This window comes from Pseudomonas sp. NPDC089569 (assembly GCF_050280625.1).
Lineage (GTDB): Bacteria > Pseudomonadota > Gammaproteobacteria > Pseudomonadales > Pseudomonadaceae > Aquipseudomonas.
Genome location: NZ_JBNNVQ010000001.1, coordinates 101,374 through 113,852, shown reverse-complemented (window position 1 = coordinate 113,852; position 12,479 = coordinate 101,374). Strand labels below are relative to the sequence as shown.

Annotated in this window: 13 protein-coding genes; 9 read left to right on the top strand and 4 right to left on the bottom strand. The window is 63.2% G+C overall.

Going from position 1 to position 12,479, the window contains the following annotated elements:
* The first annotated feature begins 17 nt into the window (after nucleotides 1–17).
* From ACQKP2_RS00540 to feaR, 8 genes are all read left to right on the top strand, one after another.
* The gene (locus tag ACQKP2_RS00540; RefSeq protein WP_427573514.1) at nucleotides 18–389 is read left to right on the top strand and encodes a hypothetical protein; all 372 of its coding nucleotides are present in this window, start codon (nucleotides 18–20) and stop codon (nucleotides 387–389) included.
* Between the two features lie 3 nt (nucleotides 390–392).
* Nucleotides 393–863 (top strand): nuclear transport factor 2 family protein, encoded by a 471-nt coding sequence (locus ACQKP2_RS00535; protein ID WP_427573512.1) that lies wholly within the window; start codon nucleotides 393–395, stop codon nucleotides 861–863.
* Nucleotides 860–2,008, top strand: a complete 1,149-nt coding sequence (locus ACQKP2_RS00530; RefSeq protein ID WP_427573509.1) for an amidase — start codon at nucleotides 860–862, stop codon at nucleotides 2,006–2,008. Before ACQKP2_RS00535 ends, ACQKP2_RS00530 begins: the two co-directional genes overlap by 4 nt.
* A 23-nt stretch (nucleotides 2,009–2,031) precedes the next feature.
* On the top strand, nucleotides 2,032–3,315 hold the full coding sequence (locus ACQKP2_RS00525) for an aromatic ring-hydroxylating oxygenase subunit alpha (protein ID WP_427573506.1): 1,284 nt from the start codon (nucleotides 2,032–2,034) through the stop codon (nucleotides 3,313–3,315).
* Nucleotides 3,312–3,812 carry an aromatic-ring-hydroxylating dioxygenase subunit beta gene (locus ACQKP2_RS00520; protein ID WP_427573504.1) on the top strand — a complete coding sequence of 167 codons (501 nt, stop codon included), beginning with the start codon at nucleotides 3,312–3,314 and terminating at the stop codon, nucleotides 3,810–3,812. Before ACQKP2_RS00525 ends, ACQKP2_RS00520 begins: the two co-directional genes overlap by 4 nt.
* Before the next feature lie 10 nt (nucleotides 3,813–3,822).
* Nucleotides 3,823–4,563, top strand: coding sequence for an SDR family NAD(P)-dependent oxidoreductase (locus ACQKP2_RS00515; protein WP_427573502.1), 741 nt, complete (start codon nucleotides 3,823–3,825; stop codon nucleotides 4,561–4,563).
* A 187-nt stretch (nucleotides 4,564–4,750) separates the two neighbouring features.
* Nucleotides 4,751–5,701: a PDR/VanB family oxidoreductase gene (locus ACQKP2_RS00510; RefSeq protein ID WP_427573499.1), complete on the top strand. Its 951-nt coding sequence runs from the start codon at nucleotides 4,751–4,753 to the stop codon at nucleotides 5,699–5,701.
* Between the two features lie 157 nt (nucleotides 5,702–5,858).
* A complete protein-coding gene (feaR, locus tag ACQKP2_RS00505; protein WP_427573496.1) occupies nucleotides 5,859–6,779 on the top strand; it encodes a transcriptional regulator FeaR in 921 nt (306 codons plus the stop codon).
* A gap of 123 nt (nucleotides 6,780–6,902) precedes the next feature.
* On the opposite strand, the gene ACQKP2_RS00500 is transcribed toward feaR, so the two are convergent.
* Nucleotides 6,903–7,532: a response regulator transcription factor gene (locus tag ACQKP2_RS00500; RefSeq protein ID WP_427573494.1), complete on the bottom strand. Its 630-nt coding sequence runs from the start codon at nucleotides 7,530–7,532 to the stop codon at nucleotides 6,903–6,905.
* 261 nt (nucleotides 7,533–7,793) lie between these two features.
* Between ACQKP2_RS00500 and hpaC the strand changes: the two genes are divergently transcribed.
* The gene (hpaC, locus tag ACQKP2_RS00495) at nucleotides 7,794–8,306 is read left to right on the top strand and encodes a 4-hydroxyphenylacetate 3-monooxygenase, reductase component (protein WP_427573491.1); all 513 of its coding nucleotides are present in this window, start codon (nucleotides 7,794–7,796) and stop codon (nucleotides 8,304–8,306) included.
* Between the two features lie 310 nt (nucleotides 8,307–8,616).
* Here the strand turns inward: hpaC and ACQKP2_RS00490 are convergent, their stop codons facing one another.
* The 3 genes from ACQKP2_RS00490 to ACQKP2_RS00480 are packed head-to-tail and all read right to left on the bottom strand — an operon-like array spanning nucleotide 8,617 to nucleotide 12,236.
* A complete protein-coding gene (locus ACQKP2_RS00490) occupies nucleotides 8,617–9,630 on the bottom strand; it encodes a phosphotransferase enzyme family protein (protein WP_427573488.1) in 1,014 nt (337 codons plus the stop codon).
* A 10-nt stretch (nucleotides 9,631–9,640) separates the two neighbouring features.
* Nucleotides 9,641–10,921: an aspartate aminotransferase family protein gene (locus ACQKP2_RS00485; protein WP_427573485.1), complete on the bottom strand. Its 1,281-nt coding sequence runs from the start codon at nucleotides 10,919–10,921 to the stop codon at nucleotides 9,641–9,643.
* Entirely contained in the window at nucleotides 10,914–12,236 is a 1,323-nt protein-coding gene (locus ACQKP2_RS00480; protein WP_427573483.1) for an amino acid permease, read from the bottom strand. The genes ACQKP2_RS00485 and ACQKP2_RS00480 overlap by 8 nt, the downstream gene beginning before the upstream one ends.
* Between the last annotated feature and the right edge of the window lie 243 nt (nucleotides 12,237–12,479).

Sequence of the window (12,479 nt, the reverse complement as noted above, 5' to 3'; positions counted from 1 at the left end):
CTTCAAGGATTTGCACCATGTCCAAAGCTACCCAGGAACCGCTGCGCGTCGTCTTCTGCATCGGCATCACCCAGAACTTTTTCGACCTGCCCACCGGCGAAGGCCTGAGCGTGTGGAAAGGCTTCAGCCAGATGATGGGCGATCTGGGCGCCATGCCCGGTATCACCGTGCTCGGCGCCATGGACGACGACCGTCTGATGGTCGGCCCGTCCACGACGTCGCCCTGGACCGTCTACATCATGGCCGACGTCGACTGCCACCAGACGGTGATCGACGCCTGCAACCTGTTTCGTACCACCCCGGTGAACGAGTACAGCCTGTGGCGCTACGCCAAGGTTGAAGCGCGCATCGGCCGCCCGTTGACCATCCCAGAAGCGGCCCGGGTGTAAGCCATGAACGAGGCCTTGCTGCAGCGTCTGGCGACGCTCGAAGGGGAAAGCGCGGTGCGTCGCCTGATGGCGCGCTACATGGACCTGTGCGATGTGCCCAGGGCCGTCACCCAGGTCAGCGAACTGGCCGCGCTGTTCTGCGAAGACGCGATCTGGGAAGGCGTCGGCCGCCAGACCGCGCAAACCTTCGGCCAGCATCGTGGGCGTGACGCCGTGGCGGCCTTCGTCGGCAGCTACTTGCCGCCGTCCGACCACTTTCAACTGAACCTGCATTACCTCACCAGCGAGTCGATCCTGGTCGACGGCCATGTCGCGCAGGGCCAGTGGATCATGCAGCAGATCTCGACCTATGCCGATGGCCGCAGCGAGTTGTTCGGCACCCGGCTGAACATCGATTTTCGCTGCGTCGATGGCACCTGGTTGATCGCACATTTCCGCACCCAACGCCTGTTTAACCAGGAGCTGAACGCATGAGCACCTTCATCAGCGAATTTCTCCTCGGCGGCGACGGCAAACGCGTTGCCATCAAGGATTCCATCGACATCGCCGGCTATCCGACCCGTTCCGGCAGCCGCGCTTTCGCGGACGCCCCGGCGGCGGCGAAAAACGCCGAAGTCGTGGACGCAATTCTTGAAGCCGGCTGGCAGATCGTCGGCAAGACCAACCTGCACGAACTGGCCTTCGGTGTCACCGGCATCAATGACTGGACCGGCACGCCGGTCAATCCCCAGGCACCGGACCGCGTGCCCGGTGGCTCTTCCAGCGGCTCGGCATCCGCCGTCGCGGCGGGGCTGGCGGACATCGCCATCGGCACCGACACCGGTGGCTCGGTGCGCGTACCGGCGGCGTGCTGCGGGATTGCCGGGCTCAAGCCAACCTATGGTCGTGTCAGCCGGGTCGGCGCCCATCCGCTGGAGTCGAGCCTCGATTGCGTCGGGCCATTCGCCCGCACCATGGACGACCTGATCGCCGCCATGCAGGTGATTTGCCCGGGCTTTGCCGTGCAGGACCTGCCGGGTGATGGCGCCAGGGTCGGCTTTCTCGAAGTGGCGTGCGAACCGCATCTGCAAGCCAGCCTGGGGGCTGCCGCCGACCGTGCCGGATGGCATCGCAGCAGCCTGCACCTGAGCGAATTCGAAGCGGCGTTCGCTGCCGGTTTGACCGTGATCAATTTCGAGAACTGGGCCGCCTTCGGCCACCTCACCGGTAAAGGCCTGCTCGGCGTCGACGTGGAAACCCGTCTGTTGGCGGCCAGCCGTACGACACGTGAAGAACTCGCAGAGGCCGAAGCCGTGCGCACCCGTTTCACCCAACAGGTGGACGCCGCGCTGCAAGACTTTTCCGTATTGCTGCTGCCGACCTTGCCGAGCCTGCCGCCGACCCTGAGCGAGGCACGTGCCGGCAGCAAGGCCGTGGCGGGTATGACCCCACTGGTGCGGCCATTCAACTTGAGCGGCCACCCGGCACTGACCGTACCGGTGGAGCTTGACTGCGGCGGGCTGAAAGTCGGCCTGCAAATCGTCGGTGCAAAAGGTCAGGACGAGCTGGTCTGCGCCTTTGGTGCGCAGTTGCAGCAACGCATGGCCAGTGAGCGCCCGGCGTCGAAAACCAAATCATAAAAAGAAGCCATGAGGAGAACCGCATGAGCACTCATGAATACCGGCTGATCGCGACGTCGAAAAGCCCGCAGGACCTGGTCCAGCACGACCGCGTCGATGTCTCGCTGTACAACGACCCGGCACTGTTCGAAGCCGAGCTGGAAAAGATTTTCTACCGCACCTGGGTGTGGGTCGCCCACGAAAGCGAAGTGCGCAACAGCGGCGACTTCAAGACCGCCACCATCGGCCGTCGCCCGGTCATCGTCGTGCGCGACAAGAAGAACAACATCAACGTGCTGGAAAACCGTTGCCGGCACCGTGGCGCCACCGTGTGCGAGAAGCACAAGGGCAACGCCACCGGTTTCACCTGCCCGTACCACAGCTGGTCCTATGGCCTGGACGGCAAGCTGCGTGCACTGCCGTACCCGGATGGTTACGAAGGCATTCTGGAAAAGTCCGAGCTGCCGCTGACCAGCCTGCGGGTCGAGAGCTACGCCGGCATGATCTTCGCCAGCTACAACGACGAGATCGAACCGCTGGAAGACTTCCTCGGCGGTGCCAAGCACTGGATGGACCTGTTCATGAAGCAGGGCGCCGGTTACCCGATCAAGACCCAGGGCGAACACAAGTTCAGCTTCAAGGGCAACTGGAAGATCCAGCTGGAAAACACCACCGACGGCTATCACTTCCCGATCGTGCACAAGTCGTTCATGTCGTCGGTGGATGAAGAAACCTCGGAAATGCTCTCGTTCATGACCGACGAACAAGCCGTGACCCACTCGTTGGGCAACGGCCACAGCGTGATGGTGATGGTGCCGGAGCACGTCGACCTGGATCACGACGACGGCACCGAGCAGTTGCAGGAGCGCTTCGCCCACGTCACTGAAGAACTGTCGAAAACCATGCCGCCCGAGCAAGTGCGTCGCATCGTGCGCTCGCTGCACGGCGCTGGGTTCAACCTGAACCTGTTCCCCAACATCGCGATGTCGATGTCGTTCTTCCGCGTGCTGCGCCCGGTGTCGGTGACCGAAACGGAAATCCGCCACGTCGCCCTCGGCATGGACGGTGGCCCGGAAATCGCCAACCGCGAGCGCATGCGTATTCACGAACACTTCCAGGGCCCGTTCGGTTTCGGCAGCCCTGACGATGCCGAGGCCTGGGACCGCGTGCAGCGCGGCTCGTATGCCGGCGTCGATGCGCCAATCCTGGTCAACCGCGGCCTCAATCGCGAAATCACCGCTGAAAACGGCGACAAGGTCTCCCACGCCACCGACGAAGGCGGTATGCGCGGTGCCTACGACATGTGGAAAAGGATGATGAGCCAATGAGCAATCAAGACACCCTGAACGGTTTTGCCGGCCCCTTGGCCCAGGCCATCGAATTCATCTGGCGCGAAGCCGAACTGCTCGACCACAAGAACTACGCCGAGTGGGCGACCCTGTGGAGCGAAAGCGGCAAGTACATCGTGCCGATCGACCCGGACACCGAAGATTTCGAGGCGACCCTCAACTACGCCTACGACGATGCGCGCATGCGTGACCTGCGCATCGAACGCCTGACCGCCGGCTACTCGCCGTCGGCGGTGGACGCGGCGAAAACCATTCGCACCGTCTCGCGCTTTCGCCTGGTGGAAGCGGCCGGCGACATCGTTGAAGTCAACTCGGCGCAAATCCTGTACGCCTACAAGCGTGGCGTGCACACCCCGTTCGTGGCTGACCTGAACCACCGCATTCGTTTCACCGACGGCGTGCCGAGCCTGGAACGCAAGGTCGTGCGCCTGATCAACTCCACCGACAGCCTGAGCGCATTGGGCTTCCTTCTGTGAGGGCAACATCATGAGTCGAGTAGCCCTGGTAACGGGCGCCTCGCGCGGACTGGGCGAGTGCATCGCCCGCCGTCTGCACGCGGCGGGTTATCGCGTCGGCCTGGCCGACGTGCAGATCGAAGGTGTGCAGCGTCTGGCACAGGAACTCGACGGGAGTGGCGAGAGTGCCGTGGCCATCGAGCTGGATGTGCGCAGCAAGGCCGATTTTCAGCGTGCCCGCGACCTGCTCGGCGAGCGCTGGGGTGGCACCGATATTCTGGTGAACAACGCCGGTGTGTCGAAAGTCGCGGCGTTGATGGACATCACGCCTGAGGAATTCGACGAGTCGATGGCGATCAACCTGCGCGGCACCTTCGTGGCCTGCCAGGTATTCGGCGCGCACTTTGCCGAGCGGGGCTTCGGTCGCATCGTCAACATTGCCTCCCTGGCCGGGCAAAACGGCGGCACCGCCACCGGTGCGCACTACGCCGCGGCCAAGGGTGGTGTGGCGACGCTGACCAAAGTCTTCGCCCGTGAACTGGCGCCGCGCGGTGTGACGGTCAACAGCATTTCGCCAGGTCCGCTGGACTTGCCGGTGGTACGCGAAACCGTGGCCCCGGAGCGCCTGGAACAGATTCTGAAAATGATCCCGGCCGGCGAACTGGGTGATCCGGCGTTCATCGCCGACAGCGTCCTGCTGCTGATCGCTGACCACGCCACCTCGGTAACCGGTGCGTGCCTGGACATCAACGGCGGCTTGTTCATGCGTTAAGCGATTTCATGGCTGAACAAAACACTGTGGGAGCTGGCTTGCCAGCGAAGGCGTCCACATTGGCGATACATGACTCAAGACCGCCATCGCTGGCAAGCCAGCTCCCACAGTGTGTCATTCGCCAAGTTAAGAACAGGGTGCTCTCGGGTGCCGTGATAACGAAAAACAAGATGATTCAGGTGATGCAATGATGAAGGTGAAGATCGAAAGGATCGTCGACGAAGCGCTGGATATCCGTTCCTTTCGCCTCGTGCGCAGTGACGGCCAGCCGCTCGACGCCTATGAACCGGGGGCACACGTCGACCTCACGGGGCCGACCGGTGTGACCCGCCAGTATTCGCTGTGCAGCCCGCCCGAGGATCGCCGCGCCTATCTGGTGGCGGTCAAGAAAGAGCCGCAATCGCGCGGTGGCTCGCAAGCGCTGCATGAGCAGGTGCAAGAGGGTATGGAGCTGGAAATGGGGGCCCCGCGCAACCTGTTCCGCCTCGACCCGACGGCCACCGAACACCTGTTGTTCGCCGCCGGCATCGGTGTCACGCCGCTGCTGAGCATGGCCTATCGGTTGGTGGAAAGCGGCCAGCCGTATCGCCTGCATTACTTCGCCCGCTCGGCGCAGTACGCCGCGTTCGCCGACCTGCTGGCGACGGAGTTTGCCGGACAGGTGGAGTTCCATTACGGCGTCGAGCCAGGCGACCTGGACGCGGAGCTGAGCGAGTGCCTGGCGCGTGCCGGCAGCGATGCCCACGTCTACACCTGCGGCCCGGCTCCGTTCATGAACAAGGTGGTGGAAGTGGCCGCGCGCAGCCGTGCGGACGACGCCATCCACCTGGAGCACTTTGCGGCGGATCCTGCGGCCAACAGCGCCCCGGCCGGCAGCTTCGAAGTGGAGTTGGCCAGTTCCGGTGTGGTGCTGCAGGTGCCCGCCGACAGCAGCCTGGTGGATGTGTTGCAGGCCCATGGCTGCGACATCGACACCGAGTGTCGCGAAGGCATCTGCGGCACCTGCATCGTCGAAGTGCTGGACGGGGTGCCGGAGCACCGTGACAACTGCCTGTCCAACAAGGAAAAGGCTTCCAACAAGCAGATTTGCGCCTGTGTTTCCCGGGCACTTTCCGCTCGTCTGGTATTGGACATCTAAGCGCTTTCTTCACTGGAAAGCCGACGCCGGAGCCTGTTGAATGGGCGCCCGGCGGCCGTCGAGGGAGGAGACGGTCAACCTGCAACAGATATTTTTAGCGAACCGCTCGACGAAGCGGTCGAAAAATAACAACAAAAACACGTGAGGCTTTGCGGACATGACTACAGCATCGGCAGTGCGCAACGAGGCGTTCGAAAGTTGGCTGAGCCAGGTTAACCAGGCTTGCGGGCGTTTCGATGCCCGTGCACTGGATGCCGATTTCTATGGCGAGTTGGCGGAGTTTCGCAGCGGCGCGATCAAGCTCAGCGTGGTCGATATGGCGCACGTGCATCTGTATCGCTCCAGCAAGGACGTCAGCATCAGCAGCGACGGCCATTACTATGCGGTGTTCCAGATGCGCGGCAGCTCGCAGCTGGAGCAGGGCGACAGCCGTGCGCTGCTGGGCTGTGGCGACATCGCCCTGATCGATGCCAGCCGTCCGAGCGACATGACCTACAACGACGACTCCCGGCAACTGTCGCTGATCCTGCCGCGTCAGGTGGTCGAGCGTGGTTCACACTTCACGGCGGTCAATTGCGCCACGCGCATTGCAGCCAACAGCCCCTTGGCGGCGATGGCCAACAAGTTGGTCCTGGAGACCCGCCAGCAGGAAGGGCTGGACATGCAGGAAAGCGAAGCGGTGCTCGATGCGCTGGTCAGCCTGCTATTGCCGGGGGTCAGCGCCCGCGACAATGGCGGCGATGCCCACGAGCGGCAGTTTCGCAAGATCATTGCCTTCATCGACGAACACCTGAGCAACGAAGAACTGTGCCCCGAGCTGATCGCCCGTGAGGTGGGAGTATCGGTGCGCGGCCTGTACCGGATGTTCTCCAAGCGTGGCCTGGTGGTGGCGCAGTACATCAAGCACCGGCGGCTGGACTTCTGCGCGGAAAACCTGCGCCGCTCGGATGTCGAGCAGAAACTCTCGGCCTTGTGCTACGCCTGGGGTTTTTCCGATTCGAGCTACTTTTCATCGGCATTCAAATCGCGGTTTGGCGTGTCGCCGGGGGCTTACCGCAAGCGCTATAGCCACAATTGATGTTGATTGTGCCGGCCTCATCGCGAGCAGGCTCGCTCCCACAGTAAATCGGTGCGAACACAGGGTTTGTGTGCGCAGCGAATCATTGTGGGAGCGAGCCTGCTCGCGATGAGGCCCGAATGATCAATGCCTTGCCGGCTCCTCCACCGGCAAATGCAACACCTCGCGCACCAGCATGGCAATGCTGGTCACGCCCATCTTTTCCTTGATCTTGGTGCGGTGCACATCGACGGTTTTCACGCTGATGTTCAACTCCCGCGCAATCACCTTGCTGGCCTTGCCATCGATCACCAGCATCAGCACCTCGCGCTCGCGGCTGGTCAACAGCGCCAGCTTGCCTTGCAGGTTCTGGCGCTGCTGCTGGTCGGCCTGGGCGTGCACGGCGGTCTTGAGCGCGGCCTGGATGCGGTCGATCATCTGCTGCGGGTTGTAGGGCTTCTCGACGAAGTCCAGGGCGCCGTTCTTCATCGCCGTCACCGACATCGGAATGTCGCCATGGGCCGAGACGAAAATGGTCGGCAAGGTGCTGCCGCGCTGGTTGAGGATTTCCTGCAACTGGAAACCGCTGGTTTCCGGCATGCGCACATCCAGCACCAGGCAAGCCGGTTGCCTGGGGTCGTACTGGCTGAGGAATTCTTCGGCGCCGGCAAAGCACTGCGCCTGCACGCTGACCGACTCCAGCAGCCACGCCAGTGAAGTGCGCAGGTCCTTGTCGTCGTCAACGATGTAAACAATCGGTTTGCGGGTTTCCATCAGGGATTGCCACGAAATTTCTAATTATTGTTTTCGCTCGCGTGCACGCGCGGCGGACATCGGCTCATCTTTTTCGGAGCCAGTTAGCAGAATACCCACTGTGACCTGCCCTGACGATAAAGAAACCACCTAGTCGACTAGCGGAAAGCCACCCCCGTGATGGGGATCGTGTGAATGGTTGTGCGCAGCGCAGGACCTTACTCTAGTTCCATCACCTACGGGCTGCGCAAGAGCGGCCCTCCTGAAGGAAGGGGCATCGACATGGCCGACCTGAGCCAGCAGCAAATCGACTTTCGCAACGCCATGGCGCAGCTGCCAGCGGCGGTGAACATCATCACCACCAATGGCCCTGGCGGTCGTTGCGGCATCACCGCCAGCGCCGTGTGCTCGGTGACCGATTCGCCGCCCACGGTGCTGGTATGCGTGAACCGCAACAGCGCTACCCATGATGTGTTCCGCACCAACGGCCGTCTGTGCGTCAACGTGCTGTGCGGTGAGCAGGAAGAACTGGCCCGGCACTTCGCCGGCATGACCAAAGTGCCGATGGACGAACGTTTCGCCTGGGATCTGTGGGACGACGGCGCCGCCGAAGTGCCGGTGCTGCGCGACGCGCTGGTGCAGCTGGAAGGGCGGATCAGCGAGTGCAAGGAAGTGGGCTCGCACTCGGTGATGTTCGTGGAACTGGAAAAAGTCGGCGTACGCGAACCACGCGACAGCCTGGTGTACTTCAACCGCCTGTTCCATCGCCTGGAACATGCCGGGGCGCATTGCTGACTTGTGGGAGCGAGCCTGCTCGCGATGGCGGAGTGTCAGGCGACATTGAAGTTGGATGTGCCGGTCTCATCGCGAGCAGGCTCGCTCCCACAATGGATCTGTTGTGAACATAAAGTTTGTGTACGACCAGAATCCCACGTGCCGATCGTTCCCACGCTCTGCGTGGGAACGCCTCCTCGGACGCTCCGCGTTCGGCTTTGGATCGTGGGACGCAAAGCGTCCCGGGCTGCATTCCCACGCAGAGCGTGGGAACGATCCATCTGACGGCCTCTTCGCGGGCAAGCCTCGCTCCTACAGCGAAGGCGGTGTATCAGACCTGCAGATACTCCCGCGCCAGCAGACACGCCCGCTCGATCAGCATCGGTGCCATTTCAATTGCGGTCTGTGTGCCCTGGCGGGTGTGAATCCAGCCCAGGTAGGTGGTGCCGCGCAGCATCAGAAACAGCGCCAATGCCTGGCGATCCGCCGCAGTCAGCGGCTTGACCGCGTGATAACCCTCAAGCAGCGCCGCCTTGATCTGCTCGTAGCGCGGGTCGTCAATGCAGAAGTACAGGGCGGTAGCCAGTTCGAACATGTGCCAGCCGAAACCGGCGTCGTCGAAATCGATCAGGCGCAGGCGCGGGCCTTCGATCAGCAGGTTCTCCGGCACCAGGTCGGCGTGGATCATGCCGAAGTTGCCAAGGTGCCGGCCATATTGACGCAAGTCCCTGCGCGCGCTGCGCCGAGCCTGTTGCAGCAGTTCACGTTGTTCATCGCTGAGCTGTTCCAGCTCCCAGAAACGCCCCCAGAACGGGTTGGCACCGATCAAGCCGTCTTCATCCCAGGCATGCCGGACGAACTCGTCGGGTTGTTGCCACTGCGCCGAATGCAGGTGGATACGTGCGGCAATCGCCCCGGCTTCGCTAAACAGAAAGTCGATTTCGGTACCGGCCTGCACCCCGTCCTCGGAGGTGCCCGCCGTCGCGCCGGGTAACCAGGCAAGCATGTCGACATGCCGCTCGCCCAGTTCGTGATGGCTGACTTCGACCAGGTGGCGTTGGTCTTGCGTACGAATGATCTGCGGCACGGTGATGCCGGCAGCGGCCAGCGCCTCCATCCATTGCAGTTCGGAACGCAGCGCGGCTTCGCAGTGATAGCCGTTGCGATGAATGCGCAGGGCCACCCGCTGGCCATCCTGGCGCCAGGCGGAGAACACCGCGTTTTCACGGAATTTCACCAGTTCGATGTCGGCAAAATCGCCGTCCCAGTGTTGCAGGGCATGGCGCGCCAGATCGTGCAGACGGGCGATTTGCTGGTCGTGGTTCAGGGTATGGAGTTCAGTCATGGCAGGGGCCTCAAATCGCACTCAGGGCGTGGTCCAGGGTGTCGACGAACAGATCGGCGTGTTCGCGGTTGAATACCAGTGGCGGACGCAGTTTGAGAATGTTGTCGCCGGCGCCGATCTTGCTGATCAGCACACCGTTGTCGCGCATGTCGTTGACCACCTTGCGCGCCTCCAGCCCGGCGGGTTCCTTGCTGGCCTGGTCGCGCACCAGTTCCATGGCGAAGAACAGACCCTTGCCGCGCACATCGCCGATGATCGAGTGCTTGCTCGCCAGCACCTGCAGGCGCTGCTGCACGTAGGCACCGACGCTTTGCGCGTTGTCGAGCAATTGCCGCTGCTCGATTTCATCGAGCACCGCCATGCCCACCGCCGCCGCCACGGGCGAGCCGCCGAAGGTGTTGAAGTACATGGCGTTGCGGCCGAACGACTCCACCAGCGACTTGTGGGTGATCAGGCCGGCCAGGGGATAGCCGTTACCCATGGGTTTGCCGAGGGTGACGATGTCCGGCACCACGCCGTGGGCCGAATGCCCCCACAAATGATCGCCGGTGCGAGCGAAACCGGACTGCACTTCATCGGCGATGAACAATCCGCCGGCGGCGCGAATCAGCGCTGCCGCCTTGCCGACGAAGCTGGCCGGCACCCGTGGCAAGCCTTCATTGGCGAACAGCGTGTCGATCAACAGTGCCGCCGGGCGAATGCCCTGGGCCTGCATCGAGGCAATCGCGGCGGCAATGTTGGAGGCATACTGCTCGGCCAGTTGCGCCTCGGTGGTGCCGGCCGGTGCGTGGTACAGGCAGGGAATCGGCACGGCGCGGGCGTGGGCGGCGAAGGGTTCCGGCGAGGGCAGGGCGGTGGTGACTTCGGCCAGCGACGCGGAGTTGCCGTGGTAGTTGTAGTCACTGACGATGATGCCCGTGCCGCCGCTGGCGTAGCGCGCCAGGCGCAGTGCCAGTTCATTGGCTTCGGTGCCGGTGCAGGTGAACATGGCGGTGTCCAGCGGCTGGGCGAACGTCGCGGTCAGGCGCTCGGCGTAACGCACCACTTGCTCATCCAGGTAACGGGTGTGGATGTTCAGCGTGCTCGCCTGACGGTGCATGGCCTCGACCACGCGGGGGTTGCAGTGCCCGACACAGGGCACGTTGTTGTACACGTCCAGATAGCGACGGCCGTCGACATCGAACAGCCAGACGCCTTCACCGCGCACCAGGTGCAGGGGCTTGTCGTAGAACAACGGCGAGGCGCTGCCCAGTACGCGATGGCGGCGTTGCAGCAGGGTGGCTTCAGGCATGGTCGGGGGTCTCCAGTGACGTGGTCGGGGCTGGCAGGCGCGAGCGCAGCAGGTAGTTGAAAATGCACAGGGCGAAGGTTGCAGCGAGGGCCATCAGCATCTTCACATCCAGCTGGAAGCAGGCGGCGATCACCCCCAGGGTCAGGGCCAGGCCGAGCCAGGCGACGATTTTGCCGCCCGCCAGGCGGAAAGGACGCGGCAGATCCGGCTGACTGTGCTTGATGCGCAGGTAGGCGGCGAAGATGAACAGGTAGCAAACGTTGAGCAGCAGCACCACGGCGAGCATCACGGTGGCCGGGTCGACGGTCGACAACGGCAGGCCGATGGCACCGATCAGCAGCAGCGCCGGGTACGGCGTACCGCGTTTGCCGGTCGTGCCCAGCCACTGTGGGAACAGCCCATCGCGCGCCATGGCGAACAACTGCCGGGACGCGGCGTAGACCAATGAGAAGAAAGTGGCGATCAGGCCGAACACGCCGCCGCAGCCAATCACCTTGGCCAGCCAGGAGCCTTCACCAAAGGCGCTGCCGCTGGACATCGCCGCGTACAGCGGGTCGCCCGCCGAACCCACAAGCTCCACACCGCCGGCGCCGGGTGCACACACCAGCACCACCAATGCGGTGACCAGCAGCGTGCCGATGGCCGCGAGAATGCCGCGTGGCATGCTGCGGCCGGGGTTGTCGGCTTCTTCTGCCGCCGATCCGGTCTGCTCGACGGTGATGAACAACCAGATCGCGAACGGTACGCAGGCGAAGATGCCGCCGAGGCTGACCGGGGCTGCCACGTTGGCCGGCAATGTCAGCAGGTTGGCCAGGTCGACATGGGGCGCCATGGCCACGCCGAAGGTCAGCAGGGCAGCGACGGCGATCACGCCGGCGATGAACGTCAGGCCCATGGCCTCACCCACGCCGCGCAAGTGAATGCCGACGATCACGGCGAACAGCGCGATCTTCACCGGCCAGCCGCCGAAGCCGAACATCGACTCGGTATAGGCGCAGATAAAGGTCGCCGCCGCGCCGGTGCCGATAGTCAGGGCCAGCGCGCACGCCACACCGACCAGATAGCCCACGAACGGTCCGAAGGCACTTTGCGCATACACGAACACACCACCGGCACTGGGCAGCGCCGTGGACAGTTCTGCCACGCACAAGGCCAGGCCACCGCACAGCAGCGCCATCAGCAGCGTGGCGATCAGCATGTTCAGCCAACCGCCGGCCATCAAGCCGAAGTTCCAGCCGGAAAACTGCCCGGCCACCACCAACGCAATTCCGAGGCCGGCGATCTTTGGCCAGCCCAACGCACTTTTCTTAAGCACAGACGTCTCCCGCGACCCGAGGGTCGATTTATTGTTTTTAGTGAGAATTGGAGGGGTTCAGCGTTGCTTCGCGCCCACTGGATGGGGCTGGTCTCGATACTACGCGCGGGGTCCGAGGCGGCATGTTTGCGTGCATGCCATGTGGTTGATTGTGGGTGCCAGATTTGAACAGCGAGCAAGGGCAGCTGTAGGAGCGAGGCTTGCCCGCGAAAGCGTCAGGTCGGTCAGCAATGATGTTGAATG

What these genes read in the sequence shown, in the direction of transcription:
- ACQKP2_RS00540 (WP_427573514.1), top strand. Translation starts at nt 18, where the DNA reads ATGTCCAAAGCTACCCAGGAACCGCTGCGCGTCGTCTTCTGCATCGGC.
- ACQKP2_RS00535 (WP_427573512.1), top strand. Translation starts at nt 393, where the DNA reads ATGAACGAGGCCTTGCTGCAGCGTCTGGCGACGCTCGAAGGGGAAAGC.
- ACQKP2_RS00530 (WP_427573509.1), top strand. Translation starts at nt 860, where the DNA reads ATGAGCACCTTCATCAGCGAATTTCTCCTCGGCGGCGACGGCAAACGC.
- ACQKP2_RS00525 (WP_427573506.1), top strand. Translation starts at nt 2,032, where the DNA reads ATGAGCACTCATGAATACCGGCTGATCGCGACGTCGAAAAGCCCGCAG.
- ACQKP2_RS00520 (WP_427573504.1), top strand. Translation starts at nt 3,312, where the DNA reads ATGAGCAATCAAGACACCCTGAACGGTTTTGCCGGCCCCTTGGCCCAG.
- ACQKP2_RS00515 (WP_427573502.1), top strand. Translation starts at nt 3,823, where the DNA reads ATGAGTCGAGTAGCCCTGGTAACGGGCGCCTCGCGCGGACTGGGCGAG.
- ACQKP2_RS00510 (WP_427573499.1), top strand. Translation starts at nt 4,751, where the DNA reads ATGATGAAGGTGAAGATCGAAAGGATCGTCGACGAAGCGCTGGATATC.
- feaR (WP_427573496.1), top strand. Translation starts at nt 5,859, where the DNA reads ATGACTACAGCATCGGCAGTGCGCAACGAGGCGTTCGAAAGTTGGCTG.
- ACQKP2_RS00500 (WP_427573494.1), bottom strand. Translation starts at nt 7,532, where the DNA reads ATGGAAACCCGCAAACCGATTGTTTACATCGTTGACGACGACAAGGAC.
- hpaC (WP_427573491.1), top strand. Translation starts at nt 7,794, where the DNA reads ATGGCCGACCTGAGCCAGCAGCAAATCGACTTTCGCAACGCCATGGCG.
- ACQKP2_RS00490 (WP_427573488.1), bottom strand. Translation starts at nt 9,630, where the DNA reads ATGACTGAACTCCATACCCTGAACCACGACCAGCAAATCGCCCGTCTG.
- ACQKP2_RS00485 (WP_427573485.1), bottom strand. Translation starts at nt 10,921, where the DNA reads ATGCCTGAAGCCACCCTGCTGCAACGCCGCCATCGCGTACTGGGCAGC.